The following is a 20,790-nucleotide window of genomic DNA, read 5'->3' as shown; positions in this document are numbered from 1 at the left end:
TTGGGGCATGCAGTCGTGGCAAGCCCTCCGATGCCATATCGGCTCTTGAAGCTGGCTGAGGGTCATGGGTAATCAGGAACTGATTTGACGTGAACGGGCAATGGTCATGGCTCACCCCCTGGGCAGTGACACCTCAAGCCAAGTACAGGGCTACGCCGCTGTCAAAAAGGTGGGGGTCCCAGATTTTTATTACGCCTCATACAAAAAGGTGGGTGTCCCAGATCTCGGTGTCCCAGATCTCTAACAGAGCCGCCCCCACCAAGCCGCTTTATCGTCCGCATGCAAGCGCTTTGATGACATGGCTCAAATAACGAAGATTTTCTGATAGTCGTATCAGATTGACTGCTAGCATAAGTGGTTTCATTTGTCTTACGCTACGTATCCAGTGCCTATAGAGAAGACGCTAAGTGTCAATATCCGCCTACAAAGACCACCCGATAAGAGCATCGTTATCTCGCATTCTTCAAATGCAAAGCGAGCCTGAATTCGCAGAGCCGAACATAGCAGAAAACGATCAGTTCGCGTTTGCGCGAGACAAGGTTTTTGCAATGAGCCACGCAATTGATGCTTTACTCCATCACACCCCAGCGGAGCTCACCAGCGTACAAGCACTTAGTCAACTTAACAGCAATATCCAAGCCCCTCTGAGTGAGCTGACTGCATTTCTTTCGAATAAGAATGCAGGTCACTTGATTAATGCAGCCACACAGTTCGAACAGAATATACTTCCCTATCTTTGGGGTTTTGTACCGCAGCTTCAGAGCCTGTCTCTGGACTCGCTCTCTAGTTTGCTCGAAGCTCAAGCTACTGTATCACGCGAATCCGTTAGGCAGCTCGCAGCACAGCGAGATCATCTAGCCAGCAAGCTTCAAGAACTTACTACCAAAACCGAAGAACAAGTGGTTCAGCTTGGTGCGCTTACTGAAGGGGCTGCCAAGGAACGAGCTGAAGCCGCCGCCACTGTTGCGAAGCTTGAGCAGCTTTTTGCTCAGAAGGAAACGGATCGAGCAACCATCTTTGAAACAGCCCTTACTGAACTGAAAAAGGAGTTCAAATCTTTCGAGGCTAACGCCAAAATTGAGAGCGATGCACTAATTGACTACCTAGAGAATCAGCGCAATCAAGCTGCTCGCCTTGTTCAAGTCGTCGGTAATATTGGCGTCACCGGAAACTATCAGCAAATTGCAAATACCGAAGCAACGCAAGCCAATTTCTGGCGCTGGGTTACTGTCGCAATATTTGGTGCCGGTGTTCTTGTCGCTGGCGCAACATTCATTAAATTTTGGGGACAACCTTTCTCGTCCGAAAACGCGTGGTCTGTTGCAATTCGCCTTCTATACGCTATCGCGATCACAGCTCCAGCCTGGTATACGGCTCGTGAATCAGCCCGCCATCGGACTAACTCCGACCGAGCGAGACAAACTGAACTCGAACTTGCATCAATTGGGCCTTTCATTGAACTCATGCCAGAAGATAAAAAGGTAAAAATTCGCGAGCAACTTACCCCCTCATACTTCGGAAAAGCCGTGGAGGCACATACTGCGGATAATCCTTTGGATGCTGCTGCGGTTAAAGACCTTGCTATCGAATTGGCGAAAGCATTAAAAAAATGAATTCATTGAGTTGATGCCCACTCACCATTTTCCTCGCTTGATGATCTTCACCTTCTAGCGAGCTTAATTGTTATGTACTTTCAGGGCAGAAAATGGGGGGACCCCACTTTCTGTGGGTAGACACAACATATCAAGATCAACCAGCAAACCAATAAAACAAAGGCGACCAGCCGGTCGCCTTTTTTATTTCTATCGCTTTCCAATCAGGAAATATTACCGCGCAGGTCGCTTGGCACCATTCCCTTTAGCCGCAGGCTTGCCGCCCTGAGCAGCGGGTTTGGCACCTGGCTTGGCAGAGCCGGCGCGAGTGGGCGCCTTGCCTTTGTGAGCGGGTTTCCCCTGCCCTGCCGGTTTGCCTTGAGCGGCGGACTTGCCGTTGCCCGAACCTTTCTGGAGCTGAGAGCCCAGCGGCTTGCCATTGCCCTTGCCGCTCTTGTTGGCGCTGCTGTTGGCGTGCTGGCCGTTGCTCTGGCCCGCAGCCTTGTTGCCAGCCCCATTGCCACGCTGATGTGTGATAGCGCTATGGCGAGTCAGGGCAGGCTTGAGGCCCTTGTTGCGACTGCGCTCGGCCTTGGCTTCGCCACGGCCTTCCGGCGGCACCAGGCAGTCGGGGCCGTTGCCGATGAGGTGGCCCTTGCCCATCTCCAGCAGGGCTTCGCGGATCATGGGCCAGCCGGCCGGATCGTGATAGCGCAGTAGCGCCTTGTGCAGGCGACGACGACGCTCCCCTTTCACCACGAACACGTCCCCGCCCTGGCGGCTCACCTTGTTGAGCGGGTTTTTCTCCGTGTAATACATGGTGGTGGCGTTGGCGAGCGGCGACGGGTAGAAGTTCTGCACCTGATCGAGCTTGAAGCGGTTGGATTTGATCCAGAGCGCCATGTTCACCATGTCTTCATCGGTCGTGCCCGGGTGGGCGGAGATGAAGTAGGGGATCAGGTACTGCTGCTTGCCCGCCTCTTTGGAGTACTTGTCGAACAGCTCCTTGAAGCTGTAGTAGCTGCCCATGCCCGGCTTCATCATCTTGGAGAGCGGGCCCTCCTCGGTGTGTTCCGGCGCGATCTTGAGGTAGCCGCCGACGTGGTACTTGGCCAGCTCCTTGATGTAGCGCGGATCTTCCACCGCGATGTCGTAACGCACGCCGGAGGCGATCAGGATCTTCTTGATGCCCTTGAGGTCGCGCGCCTTGCGATAGAGGTTGATGGTCGGGCTGTGGTCGGTATCCATGTGCGGGCAGATGGTCGGCCAGACGCAGGAGGCGCGCCGACAGGTCTGCTCGGCCTTGGGGCTCTTGCAGCGTAAGCGGTACATGTTGGCGGTAGGGCCGCCCAGATCCGAGATGACGCCGGTAAAGCCCGGCACCTTGTCGCGGATCTCTTCGATTTCTTTCAAGATCGACTCTTCCGAGCGGCTTTGGATGATGCGCCCCTCATGCTCGGTGATGGAGCAGAAGGAGCAGCCGCCAAAGCAGCCGCGCATGATGTTGACCGAGGTCTTGATCATGTCGTAGGCCGGGATCTTCTCGTTGCCATAGGCCGGGTGCGGCACCCGCTGGTAAGGCAGGCCGAACACCCCGTCCATCTCGTCGGTTTCGAGGGGGAAGGCAGGCGGGTTGACCCAGATGATGCGATCGCCGTGGGCCTGGGAGAGGGCGCGGGCGCAGCCCGGGTTGGTCTCGTGGTGCAGGATGCGGGACGCATGGGCGTAGAGCACCTTGTCCTCCTTCACCCGCTCGAACGCCGGCAGCTTGACGTAGGTCTTCTCCCACGGCTTTTGCTTGGGCGGCTGCACCAGGATGGGCTTGGCCTCCTGCTCCACCGGCGCAGTGCCCTCGTCATCAGAGCAGGGGGCCCCTTCCATATAGGGGTTGGGGATGGGATCGATGCGGCCAATCTGGTCGAGCTTGCTCGAATCCACCCCGCGCCAGCCCGGCAGCGGCTCCTTGCGGATGACGGCGGTGCCGCGAATGTCCTGCATGGTGTCGATGGTCTCGCCGCCTGCGATGCGGTGAGCCACTTCCACCAGGGGGCGCTCGGCGTTGCCGTAGATGAGGATGTCGGCCTTGGCGTCGATCAGGATGGAGCGGCGGATGGTCTCGGACCAGTAGTCGTAGTGGGCGATACGGCGCAGGGACGCCTCGATGCCGCCGATGACCACCGGCACCTCTTTATAGGCCTCCTTGCAGCGCTGGGTATAGACCAGGGTCGCGCGATCCGGCCGCTTGCCGCCCACATCCCCCGGGGTGTAGGCGTCGTCGTGGCGCAGCTTCTTGTCGGCGGTGTAGCGGTTGATCATGGAGTCCATGTTGCCTGCCGTCACCCCGTAGAAGAGGTTGGGCTTGCCCAGGCGCATGAAGTCATCTTTCGATGACCAGTCGGGCTGGGCGATGATGCCGACCCGAAAACCCTGGGATTCGAGCATGCGGCCAATGACCGCCATGCCGAAGCTCGGGTGATCCACGTAGGCATCGCCTGTCACCAGCACGATGTCGCAGCTGTCCCAGCCGAGCTTGTCCATCTCCGCGCGGGACATGGGCAGGAAGGGCGCCGTGCCATAGCACTCGGCCCAGTAACGGGGATAGGAGAAGAGGTTGGTAACCGGCTGCATTTTGACCACCTGGAACAATTCGGGTCGCGCATTATACCGGCAGAGCAAGGCGGGGGCGACGGCTTTTTGCCCCTACAGAACGCGAGGGGAAGGGGCGCCTTCGAGCGGGCGCGACAGGTTGGCGTGTCAGACTCGGATCTCATCAACAAGCAGGGCGCCCATTGGCGCCCTGCTTGCTGTCATCCGAGTCGGCACGCTAGGCCGCCGGTTTGTCACGCCCCTCGGAGGCCCCCGGCACCGGGGAGGGACTGGCCGGGGTTGCCGTGACCAGTACCTCGTCCACCAGTCGATCCCGCGCCCCCGTCATCCCCGCGCGTCTGGCGATCAGGTGATAGATGGCGGGCACCACCAGCAAGGTCACCAGGGTCGCCAAGGACAAGCCGAAGAAGACCACGGTCCCCACGGCCATCCGGCTCTCGTACCCCGCCCCCATGGAGAGCATCAGGGGCACGGCGCCGATGATGGCGGTGAGCGAGGTCATCAAGATGGGGCGCAGGCGGCGCACCGACCCCTTGATGATCGCCTCCTCGAACCCTTCACCCCGCTGGCGCAGCTGGTTGATGAACTCGACGATGAGGATGCCGTTCTTGGTCACCATGCCGATGAGCATGATCATGCCTATCTGGCTGTAAATGCTGAGCTCCTGCCCCGTGAGCCAGAGGCCGAGCAGGCCGCCGAAGATGCCGAGCGGCACCGTCATCATCACCACCGCCGGGGTCAGCAGGCTCTCGAACTGGGCCACCAGCACCAGATAGACCACCAGCAGGGCCAGGCCGAACACCAGTACCATCTCCCCCTGGTTGTCGCGATAGTCCTTGGACTCGCCGGCATAATCCACCGACATGCCGGTGGGCAGGTGATCTGCGGCCCAGCCATCCAGGAAGTCAAGCGCCTCCCCCAGGGTGTGGCCGGGGGCCACGTCCGCGGTGAGGGTGACCGCCTTCTGGCGCTGGTAGTGGTTGAGGCGCTGGGGACTCGCCACCTGGGTGACGGTCGCCAGGGTGGAGAGGCTCACCATCTCGCCGCTCGCGGCTTTCAAATAGATGCGGCTGATGTCGGAGATGCCGTTGAACTGGGTCTGGTTGGCGCGCAGGTAAACGTCATACTCTTCGCCCCTGTCCACATAGGTGGTCTGGCTGACGCCGCCGAGCAGGGCCTGCAGGGAGCTTGCGATGGTGGAGACCGGAATGCCGAGCTGGGTGGCTCGCTCCCGCTCTATGGTCACCTGCAGCTCCGGGGTCTTCTCGGCATAGTCGAGATCCGGGCTCTGCATCAGCCCGCTCCGGGCCGCCGCCTCCTTGAGTGCCAGCCCCTGCTGATTGAGCTCGCCGTAATCGGAGCCTTGCAGCACGAACTGTACCGCCGCGGTGGAGCCGCCTCTGAACCCCGGCTGGAAGGTGCGGATCATCACGTCGGGGATGCCGGCGAGGCGACCGCTCAGGGAGCGGCCAAACTCGGTGGCCGTTTCGTCTCGCACCGCCCAGTCACTGAGCTGGATGATGGCCATGCCGGTCTGATCGCCGCCGCGCCCGAAGGCCGGGGTGCTGAAGCTCATGGCCTGCACCACCCCCTTGCCGAGCAGCGGCAGGATGGCGGCCTCCACCTGCTGCATGTTGCGCTTCATCCGCTCGATGCTGGTGCCCTCCGCCCCTTTCACGAACACATAGAGCACGCCCCTGTCCTCGGTCGGAGTGAGGCTCGCGGGCAGCTTGCCAAAGAGGGCACCAATGCCGCCGAGGCAGAGCAGCAACACCAGGGGCATCCAGACGGCGCGGCGCAGCACGGCCCCCAGCACGCGGCGATAACGCTCCTCCACCCAGCCAAGTCCCTTGTCCAGGGTGGCGGTCAGGGCGTTGGGCTTGTCCACGGCACGCATCAGCCAGGAGCCCATGGCCGGGGTCAGGGTGAGCGCCACCAGGGAGGAGAAGAGCACGGCCAGGGAGAGCAGGATGGCGAACTCGGTGAAGAGGCGCCCCACCATGCCATCCATGAAGGCGATGGGCACGAACACCATCACCAGCACGGCGGTGGTGGCGATGACGGCAAAGCCCACCTCCCGGGTGCCGTGCCAGGCCGCCATCAAGGGGGACTCGCCCCGTTGCAGGTGGTGGTGGATGTTCTCTACCACCACGATGGCGTCATCCACCACCAGGCCGATGGCGAGGATGAGGGCCAGCAAGGTAATGAGGTTGATGGAAAAGCCCAGATACCAGGCACCGATGAAGGCCGAAATCAGGGAGACGGGCACCGTGATGGCGGGGATGAGCGTGGTGCGCCCCTGCCCGAGGAAGAGATAGAGCACGGCCACCACCAGCAGGGCGCAGATGGCGAGTGTCTCGTATACCTCATCGATGGCCTGCTTGATGAAAATGGTGGAGTCGTAGTCGACCTCAAGGGTGGCCCCCTCCGGCAGGAAGCGCTGCATCTCCACGAGCTTCTTCTCGATGCCCTGGGCCACCGCCAGGGGGTTGGCGGTGGACTGAGCGACGATGCCAATCCCCAGGCTCTCGCGGCCGTTGCGCTGATAGGCGCTGTCTTCGTTCTTGGCCCCCACCTCCACATCCGCAATGTCCGCCAGATAGATGCTCTGACCATTGGTGGCGGTTTTCACCGGCAGGGTGCGAAAATCTTCCGCACTGTGATAGAGCCGTGCGATCTGCACCGCCATGGTCATGGTGTTGTTGCGGATCTCGCCGCCCGGCAGCTCGATGTTCTCCCGCTTGAGGGCATCCTGCACGTCGGCCACCGTGATGCCGCGGGCCGCCATGTCGGCGGGGCGCAGCCGCACGTACATCACCTGGGTCAGGTCCCCGGAGAGGGAGACCTCGCTTACCCCGTCCACCAGGCTCAAGGGGTCCACCAGCATGCGATTGGCGTAATCCGTCATGGCGGTACGATCCATCTGGGTGCTGCTGAAGTTGAGCCAGATGGCCACATCCCCGTTGCCGTTGTCCTTGGTCACCATGGGCTCGTCCGCCCCGTCTGGCAGCTTGGGTCTGGCCCGGGAGATGGCGTCACGCACGTCGGAGGTGCCCTCCAGCATGTTCCAGCCGAGCTTGAACTCCACCGTGATGGAGGAGCGCCCCTTGCGGGTCACCGAGTTGATGTTCTTGATGCCGCTGATGCCGGAGAGCTGATCCTCGATGGGCTTGGTGACCTGGCTCTCCATCACCTCGGGGGCCGCCCCCTCATAGGTGGTGGTGATGGAGACGGACGGAGTCTGCACATCCGGCATCTCCCGCACGGTGAGTTTGCTGAAGGCCACCAGGCCGAACACGGTGAGCAGGGCGCTGATGACCACCGCCACCAGGGGACGGCGTACTGAGATATCGGAGAGCCACATCAGCCTTTCACCTCGCCCAGATCACGTACCTGGGCGCCGTCGCGCAGATTGACCAGCCCCTCCACCGCGATGCGATCGCCGACGTTCAACCCCTTGAGCACCCAGACGGCCTCGCCATGGGTGTCGCCAAGCTCCACCGGCACCCGCTTCACCCGTCCGTCCGCCTCCAGGCGATAGACGAAGCGCTGCTCGCCGGCATACTCCACCGACTGGGCGGGGATCAGGGTCATCTTCTGGGGTGGCAGAGAGAGATCCACGTTCATCAGCATGCCGGGACGCAGCTGGCCACCGGTGTTGGACAGGATGACGCGGGCCTTGATGTTCTGGGTGTCGCTGGAGATCCGGCTGTCGAGGGTCTCCAGCACGCCGGAAAAGGATTGATCCGGCCAGGCCGAGCTGGTTGCCGTCACCGCCATGCCGGGGCGCAGCAGGGAGAGGTAGCGCTCGGGCACCGCCAGATCGAGCCGCAGTTTTGCCAGCTCGTCCAGATGCAAGAGCACGTCGCCGCTGTTGACCAGGGCTCCTTCGCTGAGATCGATGAGGCTGACGGTGCCGTCGAAGGGGGCGGCCAGGGTGCGCAGGGAGAGCTCGTAACGGGCCGCATCGACCCGGGCCTGTGCCTGGGCAACAGTCGCCTCTTGCCCCTCCAGCTCCGAGGTGGTGACGGCGCCTCGCGCCACCAGCTTGCGCATGTCCCGCAGCTTGCGAGCCTCGTCGCGCACGCTGGCGCTCTGCTCGGCCAGCTCCGCCTGCTGCTTGCCCGCATCCAGGGCGATCAGGGTCTGCCCCTGTTTGACCTGCTGGCCGGAACTCACCGCGATGGTGGCAATTCGGCCGGTCACCTCGGGGCTGATGGCCACGGAGCGATTGGCCGCAAGCTTGCTCACCAGCTTGATGGAGGGCTCGGCCAGACTCTGCCTGACGGTTTCGGCCCTGATGTTGATCTCTCTTGGTGCTGGCTTGCTGGCGGGTTCAGCCTGCCGCAGATGCCAGGCGCCCGCCGCCAGCAATAGAAGAAGAGGGAAAAGCCACAGCCACACGCGCGTTTTCATCACAAGATCCATGCAGTCAAAGAGAGAGGAAGAAGAGATAGCTTCATCAAGAATGGCACCATGTTACCCCCTGACTATGCCGTGACTATGTATAAATGTGACAAAACGTAACAGTCCGGTGAGAAGATCATCAAAAACGCATCTTGTCGGCACGCGCGTCAGGGTTCTGCCTTACACTGATGCCGACTCTCGCCATCTTCCGGTACGCCCATGTCCATTCCCTCCCCCGCCTTTGCCAGATACCGATTGCAGTGGCTGCTGCTGGGCCTCGGCCTGCTGCTGCTGTTGCTCGCCCTGCAACATGCGTTTCGCCAGGTTACCGAGATCAACAAGCGTGACACCATCAACGCCGCGACCCAGCTCAGCAGCCAGCACCAGCGGATGGAGACCTTCCTTGAGGCCATGCGCGGCCAGGCGGAGGAGCGCCTGCGCAGCAATCCCCAGTCCGTGCTCTCTCGCCAGCTCTATCAGGCGCTGCAATCCGACGGGGAGCACGGCATCAATCTGGATCGCATCCCCGTCGATCTGCCCCCCGCCCTCATCGGCAACCTGACCGGGCAGGGCCCGCTGCCCCATGACGGCAGCGAGCGGCAAGCCAGAATACATCTCGCCCTCAGCCTCTCCCCCCTGCTCGCCACGGCCAGCAAGCTGCTGGACAGGGACGTGGCCTGGATCTACTTCACCGGTACGGACAATTTCATCTACCTCTATCCCTGGGTGCCATCCAGCCAGTTTCGCTTCGATCCCGTGATTTACAGCAAGGCCTACTGGCAGGAGGCGATGGCCAGGCATCCCCACCTGGAGCACGCCATGCTCTCGCGCCCCTACCAGGATTTTGCCGGACGGGGGCAGATGATCACCCTCTCCCAGCCCATTACCCAGGGCGGCCAGATCATTGGCCTGCTCAGCATCGACATCCAGACCGTCACGCTGGCGCAGACCCTGCACCGCCTCGCCCCCCGGATTGGCACCCTGTTCCTGCTCAACGCCCATCAGCAGATCCTCGCCAGCAGCCAGTCCGGTACCGCACCGCCCCCGGTCAGGACGGCGCAGTCAGCGGAATATGAGTGGCAACAGGGCGCCTTGCAGCTCGTCTACCCCATCCCGGAGACACCGCTCTCCCTCATCCATCGCATCCCGCTGCTGCCTCTGCTGCAGACGCTGTTGTGGCAATCGGCGACGGCGCTCATCACCATTCTCTGTCTGGTGGTGGCGACCGTCTCCAGCCTGCGTGCCCAGCGCCTCAACCGCCGCCTCAACTATCTGTCGCGCCACGATGCCCTGACCGGCGCCTTCAACCGCCACTACTTCGATGCCTTCGAACACCGCCAGGCCCTGGCAGGCCGCCAACGCATCGGCGCCATCATGTTTGACTGCGATCACTTCAAACAAGTCAACGACCGTTTCGGCCACGGGGTGGGCGATCAGGTCCTCATCCGTCTGGTGCAGCTCTGCCAGTCCCTGCTGACACGGGAGTGCCACCTGATCCGCTGGGGCGGCGAGGAGTTCCTGCTGCTCGTCGCCGATGAAGCGATCCCTCTGGCCCCCTTGGCCGAGCGGCTTCGTCTGTGCATAGCAGAGCATCCCTGGAGCGCCATCGCGGCCGAGCTGAAGGTGACCGTCAGCCTGGGCCACTGTCGCCAGTCACCGGCCATCTCCTTGCAGGAGGTGATCCGCCGCGCCGATATCGCCCTCTATCAGGCCAAGGCCAACGGCCGCAATCGCAGCGAAGCGTGGCAGGATGACGGGCAGGAGAAGCCGGAGTAAGCTGGACTCCCACTTCATGTCAGGAGACGCAACTGTGTCACGAAAACCCCGTCTGGGATTGGCCCTGGGCAGCGGTGCGGCCCGAGGATGGGCCCACATCGGCATCATCCGTGCCCTGGAGCGACTGGGCGTCAAGCCGGATCTGGTGGCTGGCTGCTCCATCGGCAGCTTTGTCGGCGCAGCCTATGCCGCTGGTGAACTGGACAAGCTGGAGAGCTGGGTGCGCGGCTTCAGCCGCCTGCAGGTCATGGGGCTGCTCGATCCTGCCCTCTCAGGCGGCCTGTTTCGCGGTGACAAGGTGTTTGGCATCGCCGCCGGCCATCTGGGGGATCCCGCCATCGAAAGCCTGCCGCTGCCCTTTGCCTGCGTCGCCACCGAACTCGATACCGGTCGCGAGATCTGGTTGCAGGAAGGGCCGCTTCGCCAGTGTGTGCGCGCCTCCTGCGGCATGCCCGGCCTGCTCACCCCGACCCGGGTGGAGGATCGCTGGCTGGTGGACGGGGCCGTGGTCAACCCGGTCCCCATCTCCCTGGCCCGCGCCATGGGAGCCGAGGTGGTGATCGCCGTCAACCTCAACACCGACATGCACCAGCCCTGGACCGACGAACCGGACGAGCCCGTGCAGGGGGGGCTGCTCAGCCAGTGGTTGAACCGGGGCGAGCGCGAACCCAGTACCCCCGGCATGTGGGGGGTGATGACGGGCTCCATCAACATCATGCAGGAGCGCATCACCCGTGCCCGGATGGCCGGGGATCCCCCCGAGATCCAGCTCTGCCCGCGCCTTGGCAACCTCTCCATCATGGATTTCCACCGCGCGAGCGACGCCATCAACGAGGGGGAAGCCTGTGTCGAGCGCAACCTGGAGCAGCTCAAGGAGGAGCTGTCACGACTCTGCCTGATATGAAGACATATCGGGGTAAAAGACAAAAAGAGCGCCAATAGGCGCTTTTTTGTTTCTGGCGACGCGGCTCAGAACAGCCCCAGCCCCTTGAGCATCACTACCAGGATCAGCAGCGGCGACACATAGCGGATGATGAAAAACAGGGGCCTGAGGATGGGCAGCGATAGCTTGCCTCCATTGGTCAGCGCCGTCGTCACCCGCTCGAATCCCCATACCCAGCCCACAAAGAGGCAGAGGAAGATGCCGCCAAGGGGCATCAGCACGTTGGAAGAGACGAAGTCGAACAGATCGAAGAAGGTTTTCCCGCCAACCTGCACATCCGCCAGCGTGCTGCTCGAGAGCGCACAGGTCGAGCCGACCGCCCCTAGTACCAGCAGGTTGATCAAGGTTGCCCTTATGCGGCTCATGTGAAAGCGCTCGGAGAGCACCGAGACCGGCACCTCCAGGATGGAGAGCATGGCCCCGGTGGCTGCGATGGCGGAGAGCACGAAGAAGAGCACCATGAAGAGGTGTCCAAACGGGATGCTGGCAAAGACCGCGGGTATGGTGATGAACAGCAGGGAGGGGCCTGCGCTCGGCTCGAAGCCAAAGGCAAACACCGCCGGGAAGATGGCGATCCCCGCCAGCATGGAGACGAAGAGATCCGCGCACATCACCCGTACCGTGGTGAGAGGGATGTGCTGATCGTCCCGAAAGTAGCTGCCATAGGTCATCATGCAGCCCATCCCGATGGAGAGCTTGAAGAACGCCAGCCCCATGGCCGTCAGCACGACGCCTGCGGTCACCTTGGAGAAATCCAGCGAGAACAGGAAATGCAGTCCTTCGCTCGCTCCGGGCAGAGTCAGGCTGCGCACGCCTATCACCAGCAGCAGGATGAAGAGCAGTGGCATCAACCGCTTGGTGACCGCTTCGATCCCCCTGGAGACCCCCATTAGCAAGATCCCCCCCATCAGGGCCAGCACCAGCCACTGCCAGAGCAGACTCTGCAAGGGATCCGTGATGAGCGAATTGAAGGCAGCCCCCGTGACGGCGGGATCGGTGGAGAGGATCTCGCCGCTGGCCGCCTTGAAGATGTAGGCAAACACCCAGGCCGCCACCTCGGAGTAGAACGACATGATGAGGAAGGCCGCGCTCACCCCCATGGCGGCGATCAGCCACCAGGGTTGCCCCTTCGGAGCCAGCTTGATGAGCCCGCTGACCGCATCCGTCCTGGCCTCGCGCCCCAGCATGATCTCGGAGATCATCACCGGCAATCCCACCAGCAGGGTGGCGATGACATAGACCAGCAGAAAACCGGCGCCACCGTTCTCACCGGTCAGATAGGGAAACTTCCAGATATTCCCGAGCCCGACGGCAGACCCCAGGGTCGCGGCCAGCACGCCAAAGATGCTGGTAAACCCATCTCTGGCTTTGGTAATGGATTGGCTCATCGTTGTCTCGCTGTGTGGATCACCGCCTGAATTAAAAGGGTCGGAGTGTTCCGTGGATTAATCCAGCCCGACAAGATGATTTAGTGAAAATCGCCGTTGACCGCACACAACGCATTATTTAATTGAATAATCATCCATTTTGATAAATAAAAAATGCCGCCTCGAGGGCGGCATTTTTATCAAGGTTGAACCGAATCAAGCCTTGGCAATATCGTCCGGACCGATCTGGCCGATTTCGGCGACTTTCTTGTCAGCCAGCAGCCAGAGGGTGAACTTGTGCAGATCGGGGTGGTGGGCCAGGGCAACCAGGAAGGCGCCTCCAACTTCACGGTAACCCAGTTCATAGTTCTTCAGGGTGGTTGGGGGGACGCCCAGCAGATCGGCAAACTTGGGACGGCTCAGGCCTACCGCTTCGCGGATCTGACGGATCTTCTTGCCAACAGTTACGATATTTGAATTCATGTGTTCCATACTCCGTTCGGCGGATTGACTCCACCTTTATTTTTCGCGACGACTCGTAGTCAAGTGTATCAGTTTTGAACGGACTCGTTATGGTCGAGCCTCTATCTATAATCAGCGTCTTTCGACGACAACCCTTCACAAACCTCGGGGATGGTAATCGCTGCGTCGCCTCAGGTAAACAGTCTCGAAAAGAAACCTTTCTTGTTGCCCGGCCATCCCTCGTATAATTCGCCGGTTATTTCCAAGAGAGTCATCAACATGGCATTTCCCGGCATCATTTCCCGTCTTCATTCCGACCCGGACTCCCTCCCCCGTCAGCTCGCCCAGGGTCTGCAGACCCGGGCCGAAGCGTTCTGGCTGCCTATGGCCATGCAGGGGGACGCTGCCACCGTGCTGGCGGCCCTCCCGGACAGCTGCAGCCTCTATCTTGAAGGCCAGACGACGCTTCCCCTGCGCAGCCACGACGGCGTCGTGGCAGAAAACGGCACCCTGGCACTGGGCAATGGTCACACGATGACGCTGGCCAGGGAGAAAGGCGATGGCGGCATCGTGCCGGAAGAAAGCCTCGCCGAGATGGCCCAATGGCTGGAAGCGGGTCATCGGCACTTCATCTGCTCCACTGCCGTCCAGCCCGTGGCGCGGGCCATCCTCAACATCTGGCCTCTCGATCCCTACCTCGCCCGTCACTTCTTGCTCAGTTTCACACCCTTGCTGTGCGAAGCAACCGAGGCGGACTATCTTGCGGTCCTCTCGGTCAGGGCGGGTGACGCCATCCCGCGGCACGCTTGGGCTGAGGCTTATATGAAGCTTGAGAAGAAACTGCATCGCGCCTACTTGGATCACTAATAAATCCCAAGAAACAGCCAGTTATCCCTACGACACAATTTGCCCCATCCCTTATCTGTGAGCTTGATCATGTTTTGAAATGGGCATAAAGTGCGCCACGTCATCGGAATGACGTCGGCTGTTCGTGGCGGAGTATGCATTGTCGACAGTGCAACCCGCACACTTGTGCACCCAGATACGTGCCTCCTGGATGGATCTAGGATCCCTGTTCGCACCAACGTCGTTGGTCGACAGAGCCAGCAGCTTACATAAATTACAAAGTGCGAAGCACGTGAACAACGTGCCATCTCAACGAGGATTATTTTATGATGAAAATGGCTCCTTCCCTGATCGCCATCGCTATGGCCACCATGGGTGCAACTGCAGCTCACGCCGCTGACGACATCTACTTCGGCGCCGGTGTTGGTGCAACTCACTTCAACGGTCTGAACAAGATCGAAGGCGTGAACGTTGGCGAAGAAGATGCGGCTGCTGCCAATGCCTTCGTTGGTTACAACTTCAACGAATACTTCGGTTCCGAGCTGGGCTACCAGTACACCGGCCGTGGCAACACCGACGGCAACCGTTACGAGAGCCAGGGTGCCACCCTGTCCGGTATCGCTCGTCTGCCGCTGGGCAACGATTTCTCCCTGTTCGGTGAAGCTGGCGCCTACTGGGGCCACACCGACGGTCTGGGTACCAGCGATACCAAAGTATCCCCGCTGGCCGGTGCCGGTGTGACCTACAAGGTCAACGACGCGCTGGATCTGCAAGCTCGCTACCGCTACATGTGGGACGTGGCTGACCTGCACGCCGACAACGTACGCTACAAGTCCAACCAGAGCGTTGCGACCCTGGAAGCCGTTTACCACCCGTTCCGTACTTCCTACGTAGCGCCTGCTCCGGCCCCGGTTGTTGAAGAAGCACCGGCCCCGGCTCCGCAAATCGTTGAGAAGAACTTTGCCCTGAACTCCGACGTGCTGTTCGCCTTTGGCAAAGACAGCCTGAAGGCCGAAGGTGTGCAAGCCCTGAACGCTCTGTACCAGCAAATCGTTGAGTTCCAGCCGAAAGACGGCAACGCCGTTGTTGTTGGTTACACCGACCGTATCGGTTCCGACGCTTACAACCAGAAGCTGTCTGAAGCTCGTGCCCGCACCGTTGCCAACTTCTTGGTCAGCAAGGGTATGGCTGCCAGCAAGGTTGCCATCGAAGGTCGCGGCGAAGCCAACCCGGTCACCGGCACCAAGTGTGACGGCGTCAAGGCCAAGGCTCAGCTGATCTCCTGCCTGGCTCCGGACCGTCGCGTAGAAGTTCGCGTATCCGGCGTACAAGAAGTTCAAAAGTAATCTGACTTCGCTCAGGTAACGTAAAAAAGGGGATGCCACGGCATCCCCTTTTGCTGTCTCTCTCCTCCCCCCAGCGACACTCTCTGTCTCACCTTTTCTCCCCTTTGCCCCCCGTATTGCGGCCCCGCGACACCGGTGTCGGCGCTGCATATCTGTGCAGAAACTTGATCACGCTGATTCAAAAGAATACAGTAGCAACGCTTGTAAGACATTGGATGAACTATTAAAAGTGCTCAGTGCCCGGTTAGTTGTCCATGGAGAAACAGCTTCATGAGAATCCAGGTTTCCATCCATTTTTTATTCAAGCCGTCCGTGATCCGCTCACGGTGTCGCACATGAAGTGTCATCTGCGACCGGTATAACAAAGAGTGCGCAGTACGCCCATAGCACGGCAACTCAACGAGGATAAAACGATGAAAATGAAAATGGCACCAACCCTGATTGCTCTGGCCATTGCAGCAATGGGAACCACCACCGCTCAAGCGGCCGACGACTGGTACACGGGTATGGGTGCAGGTTGGGCCTATGGCCACGACCTGGATACCTTCGGCCAGGATGCTGACAAGGACGCCACCGCGCTCTCCCTGTTCGGCGGTTACAACTTCACCGAGAACTTTGCCGCCGAGCTCGGCTATCTCTATGCCGGCAAGGCTGGCGTCGATGGCGTCGACTTCAAAACCCAGGGTGCCACCCTGTCCGGTATCGCACGCCTGCCCATGAATGACATCTTCTCCGTCTTCGCCGAAGGGGGTGCCTATTTCAACCACGTCAACGGCAATGGCCAGAGCGACAACGGGACCTCGCCGCTGGCGGGTCTGGGTCTGACTGCCAAGCTCTCCGACCTTATCGACCTGCAGGCCCGCTACCGCTACATGTGGGATCTGGGTGACGATCAGAAAACCTGGAAAACCGACATGAGCGTCGCCACCCTGGAACTGGTGATGCACCCGAACCGCACCACCTATGTGGCACCGGCCCCGGCACCGGCTCCCGAGCCGGTTCCCGAGCCCGTCATGGTCGACAAGAACTTCTCCCTGAGTTCGGACGTGCTGTTTGCCTTCGGCAAATCCACCCTGAAGCCGGAAGGGGCTGCTGCGCTCAACACCCTGTATCAGCAGATCGTCGACGTCCAGCCGAAAGATGGCAGCGCCGTGGTGGTGGGTTACACCGACCGCATCGGCTCCGATGCCTACAACCTGAAGCTGTCTGAAGCCCGTGCCCGCACCGTGGCCGACTTCCTGGTTGGCAAGGGTCTGCCGGCTGGCAAGGTTTCCATCGAAGGTCGTGGTGAAGCCAACCCGGTCACCGGCACCCAGTGTGACGGCATCAAGGCCAAGGCTCAGCTGATCGCCTGCCTGGCACCGGATCGCCGCGTCGAAGTGCGCGTCACCGGCGTACAGGAAGTGCAGCAATAAGGGGACAACCACCTGTTAAAAAAAGGGGCCATTCCGGCCCCTTTTTTAATGCCCGAACGGCACCGCCAGCGCGGGCAGCCCACCTGCCTGTCTCACCGATTTTCCATACAGATGCGTCACTTAAATGGTTAATGCGCTCACATCGCCTATACATAATGTTGGCTATACATAGCAAAGGGCTGGGAGCCCTATAACACCCAACATCGACGAGGATACGCGATGAACATAAGACTGAAACCTGTGTGGATTGCATTGGCATTGGCGACGAGTGCCGCCCAGGCGGCACCTGTTCACGACTGGTATGTGGGGGCTGGGGGTGGCTGGGCCTTTGCCCATGACATCGATGATTTCAGCCAGGACGTCGGCAAGGACGCAACCGCCATCAACGCCTTTGTCGGCTACAACTACAACGAGAATCTGGGGGCAGAGCTCGGCTACCTCTCCACCGGTGACTGGGATATTGCCGGCCAGGACTTCAACAGCAAGGGGGCCACCCTGTCGGTCATTGGCCGTTTGCCCCTGGGGGACATCTTCTCTGTCTTTGCCGAAGGGGGTGGTTATCTCTATCACGTCGACTCCGTCAACGGGGGAGATGACAACCTGGCTCCCCTGGCGGGTCTGGGACTGACCGCCAGACTGAGCGACTGGGTAGACATCCAGACCCGCTACCGCTACATGGTGCGAGTCGGGGACGATCCTGACAACGACAAGGTGGGCAGCGGCACCAAACGCTGGGTCAGCGACATCAGTACCGCCACCATCGAGCTGGTGCTTCACCCCAATCGCACCGTCGCCGCAGTGCCGGTGGCCGCGCCTCTGGTCGTGGCACCGCCGCCCCCGGCTCCCGAGCCGGTGGATCAGACCTTCAACCTGAGTTCGGATGTGCTGTTTGCCTTTGGCAAGGCGGAGCTCAAACCGGAGGGGATGCAGGCACTCGACGCCCTCTACCAGCAGATCGTCGACGTCAAACCCAAGGATGGCAACGCCATGGTGATGGGCTACACCGACCGCATCGGCTCGGATGCCAACAACCAGGCACTGTCGGAGGCCCGTGCAAGCACGGTCGCCAACTTCCTGATTGGCAAGGGGCTGCCCGCAGACAAGGTGAGCATCCAGGGCAATGGCGAGAGCAACCCGGTCACCGGCACCCAGTGTGATGCCATCAAAGCCAGGGCTGCCCTCATCGACTGCCTGGCCCCGGATCGCCGGGTCGAAATCCGGGTCACCGGTGTCAGCAATCCCGCCGAGCCCGCCCCCGCCGAGCAACCGGCACAATAACCTCCTCTTCCTTCACAGCCGTGCACAAAAAAGGGATGCCGAGGCATCCCTTCTGCGTGTCTGTCCCCTTGGGATCAGAAGGAAGTACGACGATAGCGGCGGTACTCGGGGCGCCAGAAGTTCGCCTCGATGGCCTGATCGATCACATCATCGGGGGTCTGCACCGCCTTGCCCTGCAACATGGCGGTCTTGGCCACCATCTTGGCGATGTAGCGGGAGACCTGATGGATGTCCGCCAGATCCGGCAGCAAGGAGCCCTCTTCCCCCTTCACCAGGGGTGAACAATCCGCCAGGGCACGGCTGGCCGACATCAGCATGGCATCGGTCACCCGGTTGGCACCGGAGGCGATCACCCCAAGGCCGATCCCCGGGAAGATGAAGGAGTTGTTGCACTGGGCGATGACGTAGCGCTTGCCCTTGTACTCCACCGGTGCGAACGGGCTGCCGGTGGCGACCAGCACCTGGCCGTCGGTCCAGCGAATGAGATCCGCCGGGGTGGCTTCCACCCGGGAAGTGGGGTTGGAGAGCGGGAAGATGATGGGACGGGCACAGTGCTTGTGCATGGTCTTGACCACCTCTTCGGTGAAGAGGCCGGGCTGGCCGGAGACCCCGATCAGGATGTCCGGGCGACCGTGCTCCATCACCTCCAGCAGGGAGATGTTGTCCCCCACCGGCCACTCCTTGATCCGCTCGACCGGCTGGGAGAGCTTGCGCTGGAAGTCGAGCTGGTTGGGGATCTTGTCGGTGATGAGACCGAATCGGTCCACCATGAAGACCCGGCCCCGCGCCTCGGCGTCGGTCAGCCCTTCGGCCTTCATCTGCGCCACGATCTGCTCGGCGATGCCACACCCGGCACTGCCCGCCCCGAGGAAGGCGACCCGCTTCTCGGAGAGCTTGGCACCGGAGGCCTTGCAGGCGGCGATGAGGCTGCCCAGGGTCACCGCGGCGGTCCCCTGAATGTCATCGTTGAAGCAGCACAGCTCATCCTTGTAGCGGTTGAGCAGTGGGGTGGCATTGCCCTGGGCGAAATCCTCGAACTGCAGCAGGATGTCCGGCCAGCGGCGCTTGACCGCCTGGATGAAGGCATCGACGAACTCGTCGTACTCTTCGCCGGAGATGCGCGGATGGCGCCACCCCATGTAGAAGGGGTCGTTCAGCAACTGCTGGTTGTTGGTGCCCACGTCCAGCACCACCGGCAGGCAGTAGGCCGGGGAGATGCCGCCACAGGCGGTGTAGAGGGAGAGCTTGCCGATGGGAATGCCCATGCCGCCGATGCCCTGATCCCCGAGGCCCAGGATGCGTTCGCCATCGGTGACCACGATCACCTTGACGTTCTGCTTGGTGGCGTTTTGCAGCATGTCATCGATCCTGTCCTTGTCCGGATAGGAGATGAAGAGGCCGCGAGCACGACGATAGATGTTGGAGAACTCCTCGCACGCCTTGCCGACCGTCGGGGTGTAGATGACCGGCAGCATTTCGGTGAGGTGGTTGTTCAGCAGGCGGTAGAACAACGTTTCGTTGGTATCCTGGATGTTGCGCAAATAGATGTGCTTGTCCATGTCGTTGCCAAACGCCATGAACTGGCGATAGGCACGCTCTGCCTGCTCTTCGATGGTTTCGATGTTCTGGGGCAGCAGACCCTCCAGATTGAAGCTGCTGCGTTCTTCGCTGGTGAAGGCGCTGCCCTTGTTGAGCAACGGCGTCTCCAGCAGGGCTGGACCTGCGTAGGGAATGTAGAGGGGACGTTTCTGATTATTATCTTCAAACATGGATCTGTACCTTGACTGTGTAGCCCGTCGATCCTATGGGCTTGAGCCAACAATTTCAAAGGGTTTGCACCTCCCTTGCGAAAGGTTTGCGACCCAGTCGACGAAAGGCCCCCGGAGTCTGACCCGTCAGGCGGCGAAAACGGTTGGCAAAGTTGGCGCCGTCGCTGTATCCGACCCGGGCCGCCAGCTCGGCCAGCGGCCAGTTGGTGTAGAGCAGCAACTGGCGCGCCTTGTTCATGCGAAGCCCGGTGAGCCAAGCCATGGGGCCCATGCCGAACACCTGCTGGCAGAGCCGGTGCAGATGGGGCACCGAGCAGGCCATCTGGTCGGCCAACAGGGCCACGCTCCAGGGCTCGTCCAGACGTGCCTCCACCCGCCGAAACAGCGCCTGCAGCCGCAGCTCCGGCGTGCCGCGCACCTCCCCCTGCAGGGTTCGCTCCAAGAGCGCCAGCAGCAGGCTCAGCAGCTGGGGCTGGAGTGGCGAACGTATTCCCTCCCCCTGCATCAGGCTGAGCAGATGGTAGAGCTGCTCCCCCTCCTCCCCCTGCCAGATGCGATGGCCAAGCCGGTGCAGATGCTGCCAGCGAGGCACGTCGTCCAGCAGGATCCAGCTGGTATGCCAGGCTTCCCCCACCAGCCTGAGGCCCCCCGGTACGGCGGCCGGGAGAAAGACCAGGGCTCCCGCCGGGATAGGCTGCTCCCCGCCATCGGTGAGCAGGGCGCCCCCCTCGTCATGGCTCACCATCAGGATGTGAAACTCCGGTCGGTTGCGGCGGATAAGGTAGTGCTCCCGTATCGTCGAGAGACCGGTCAGGAAGACGCCCGCCTCCCCAAGCAGGGGCAGCCCTTCGCGTCCCAGCATCCGCTCTTCGCAGGCCGGGGCGATTTCCAGACACTCGTTGGTAAATGGCATAGCACCTCAACAGGATATTTTTGCACAAGAAAGCCGAGAGGGGATCACAGTGAAGCCTCCCGATATCAC

General features: G+C 61.1%; 14 protein-coding genes. 7 read left to right on the top strand and 7 right to left on the bottom strand.

What is annotated here, in order from left to right; translation table 11 throughout:
- The first annotated feature begins 407 nt into the window (after positions 1-407).
- Complete coding sequence (locus tag PG887_RS12915; protein ID WP_270821891.1) at positions 408-1,613, top strand: hypothetical protein; 1,206 nt, start codon at positions 408-410, stop codon at positions 1,611-1,613.
- A 213-nt stretch (positions 1,614-1,826) separates the two neighbouring features.
- Here the strand turns inward: PG887_RS12915 and PG887_RS12910 are convergent, their stop codons facing one another.
- The 3 genes from PG887_RS12910 to PG887_RS12900 form a co-directional block, all read right to left on the bottom strand.
- A complete protein-coding gene (locus PG887_RS12910; RefSeq protein ID WP_270821890.1) occupies positions 1,827-4,220 on the bottom strand; it encodes a YgiQ family radical SAM protein in 2,394 nt (797 codons plus the stop codon).
- A gap of 196 nt (positions 4,221-4,416) precedes the next feature.
- On the bottom strand, positions 4,417-7,563 hold the full coding sequence (locus tag PG887_RS12905) for an efflux RND transporter permease subunit (RefSeq protein ID WP_270821889.1): 3,147 nt from the start codon (positions 7,561-7,563) through the stop codon (positions 4,417-4,419).
- Positions 7,563-8,615: an efflux RND transporter periplasmic adaptor subunit gene (locus PG887_RS12900; protein WP_270821888.1), complete on the bottom strand. Its 1,053-nt coding sequence runs from the start codon at positions 8,613-8,615 to the stop codon at positions 7,563-7,565. Before PG887_RS12900 ends, PG887_RS12905 begins: the two co-directional genes overlap by 1 nt.
- Positions 8,616-8,825: 210 nt before the next feature.
- On the opposite strand from PG887_RS12900, the gene PG887_RS12895 reads away from it, so the two are divergent.
- Together PG887_RS12895 and rssA are read left to right on the top strand one after the other, a co-directional pair.
- Positions 8,826-10,382 carry a sensor domain-containing diguanylate cyclase gene (locus tag PG887_RS12895; RefSeq protein ID WP_270821887.1) on the top strand — a complete coding sequence of 519 codons (1,557 nt, stop codon included), beginning with the start codon at positions 8,826-8,828 and terminating at the stop codon, positions 10,380-10,382.
- Between the two features lie 34 nt (positions 10,383-10,416).
- The gene (gene rssA, locus PG887_RS12890; RefSeq protein WP_029313973.1) at positions 10,417-11,286 is read left to right on the top strand and encodes a patatin-like phospholipase RssA; all 870 of its coding nucleotides are present in this window, start codon (positions 10,417-10,419) and stop codon (positions 11,284-11,286) included.
- Between the two features lie 65 nt (positions 11,287-11,351).
- Here rssA and PG887_RS12885 read toward each other — a convergent pair whose 3' ends face one another.
- Positions 11,352-12,713 carry a sodium-dependent transporter gene (locus tag PG887_RS12885; protein ID WP_270821886.1) on the bottom strand — a complete coding sequence of 454 codons (1,362 nt, stop codon included), beginning with the start codon at positions 12,711-12,713 and terminating at the stop codon, positions 11,352-11,354.
- A 195-nt stretch (positions 12,714-12,908) separates the two neighbouring features.
- Positions 12,909-13,175: a helix-turn-helix domain-containing protein gene (locus tag PG887_RS12880; protein ID WP_010673503.1), complete on the bottom strand. Its 267-nt coding sequence runs from the start codon at positions 13,173-13,175 to the stop codon at positions 12,909-12,911.
- Positions 13,176-13,433: 258 nt separating this feature from the next.
- Here PG887_RS12880 and PG887_RS12875 point away from each other — a divergent pair, with 258 nt between their 5' ends.
- The 4 genes from PG887_RS12875 to PG887_RS12860 all read left to right on the top strand — a co-directional run bounded on the left by PG887_RS12875 (position 13,434) and on the right by PG887_RS12860 (position 18,039).
- Positions 13,434-14,021, top strand: coding sequence for a hypothetical protein (locus tag PG887_RS12875; RefSeq protein ID WP_104454547.1), 588 nt, complete (start codon positions 13,434-13,436; stop codon positions 14,019-14,021).
- Positions 14,022-14,326: 305 nt separating this feature from the next.
- The gene (ompA, locus tag PG887_RS12870; protein WP_010673501.1) at positions 14,327-15,346 is read left to right on the top strand and encodes a porin OmpA; all 1,020 of its coding nucleotides are present in this window, start codon (positions 14,327-14,329) and stop codon (positions 15,344-15,346) included.
- A 413-nt stretch (positions 15,347-15,759) separates the two neighbouring features.
- A complete protein-coding gene (ompA, locus tag PG887_RS12865; protein ID WP_039039303.1) occupies positions 15,760-16,761 on the top strand; it encodes a porin OmpA in 1,002 nt (333 codons plus the stop codon).
- A gap of 219 nt (positions 16,762-16,980) precedes the next feature.
- Positions 16,981-18,039: an OmpA family protein gene (locus PG887_RS12860; protein WP_048208140.1), complete on the top strand. Its 1,059-nt coding sequence runs from the start codon at positions 16,981-16,983 to the stop codon at positions 18,037-18,039.
- 74 nt (positions 18,040-18,113) lie between these two features.
- Here PG887_RS12860 and PG887_RS12855 read toward each other — a convergent pair whose 3' ends face one another.
- Together PG887_RS12855 and PG887_RS12850 are read right to left on the bottom strand one after the other, a co-directional pair.
- The gene (locus PG887_RS12855; protein ID WP_039039301.1) at positions 18,114-19,808 is read right to left on the bottom strand and encodes an NAD-dependent malic enzyme; all 1,695 of its coding nucleotides are present in this window, start codon (positions 19,806-19,808) and stop codon (positions 18,114-18,116) included.
- A gap of 55 nt (positions 19,809-19,863) precedes the next feature.
- The gene (locus tag PG887_RS12850) at positions 19,864-20,721 is read right to left on the bottom strand and encodes a helix-turn-helix transcriptional regulator (RefSeq protein WP_270821885.1); all 858 of its coding nucleotides are present in this window, start codon (positions 20,719-20,721) and stop codon (positions 19,864-19,866) included.
- Positions 20,722-20,790 lie beyond the last annotated feature (69 nt).

Source organism: Aeromonas sp. QDB14, assembly GCF_027707845.1.
GTDB lineage: Bacteria > Pseudomonadota > Gammaproteobacteria > Enterobacterales > Aeromonadaceae > Aeromonas > Aeromonas caviae.
The sequence above is the reverse complement of the archived record's forward strand: the minus strand, read 5'-3'. Positions and strand labels throughout refer to the sequence as shown.

Bases quoted from the DNA above. Each gene is read 5' to 3' on its own strand.
- PG887_RS12910 (WP_270821890.1), bottom strand. From the start codon at position 4,220: ATGCAGCCGGTTACCAACCTCTTCTCCTATCCCCGTTACTGGGCCGAG.
- PG887_RS12905 (WP_270821889.1), bottom strand. From the start codon at position 7,563: ATGTGGCTCTCCGATATCTCAGTACGCCGTCCCCTGGTGGCGGTGGTC.
- PG887_RS12900 (WP_270821888.1), bottom strand. From the start codon at position 8,615: ATGAAAACGCGCGTGTGGCTGTGGCTTTTCCCTCTTCTTCTATTGCTG.
- PG887_RS12895 (WP_270821887.1), top strand. From the start codon at position 8,826: ATGTCCATTCCCTCCCCCGCCTTTGCCAGATACCGATTGCAGTGGCTG.
- PG887_RS12885 (WP_270821886.1), bottom strand. From the start codon at position 12,713: ATGAGCCAATCCATTACCAAAGCCAGAGATGGGTTTACCAGCATCTTT.
- PG887_RS12880 (WP_010673503.1), bottom strand. From the start codon at position 13,175: ATGAATTCAAATATCGTAACTGTTGGCAAGAAGATCCGTCAGATCCGC.
- PG887_RS12875 (WP_104454547.1), top strand. From the start codon at position 13,434: ATGGCATTTCCCGGCATCATTTCCCGTCTTCATTCCGACCCGGACTCC.
- ompA (WP_010673501.1), top strand. From the start codon at position 14,327: ATGATGAAAATGGCTCCTTCCCTGATCGCCATCGCTATGGCCACCATG.
- ompA (WP_039039303.1), top strand. From the start codon at position 15,760: ATGAAAATGAAAATGGCACCAACCCTGATTGCTCTGGCCATTGCAGCA.
- PG887_RS12860 (WP_048208140.1), top strand. From the start codon at position 16,981: ATGAACATAAGACTGAAACCTGTGTGGATTGCATTGGCATTGGCGACG.
- PG887_RS12855 (WP_039039301.1), bottom strand. From the start codon at position 19,808: ATGTTTGAAGATAATAATCAGAAACGTCCCCTCTACATTCCCTACGCA.
- PG887_RS12850 (WP_270821885.1), bottom strand. From the start codon at position 20,721: ATGCCATTTACCAACGAGTGTCTGGAAATCGCCCCGGCCTGCGAAGAG.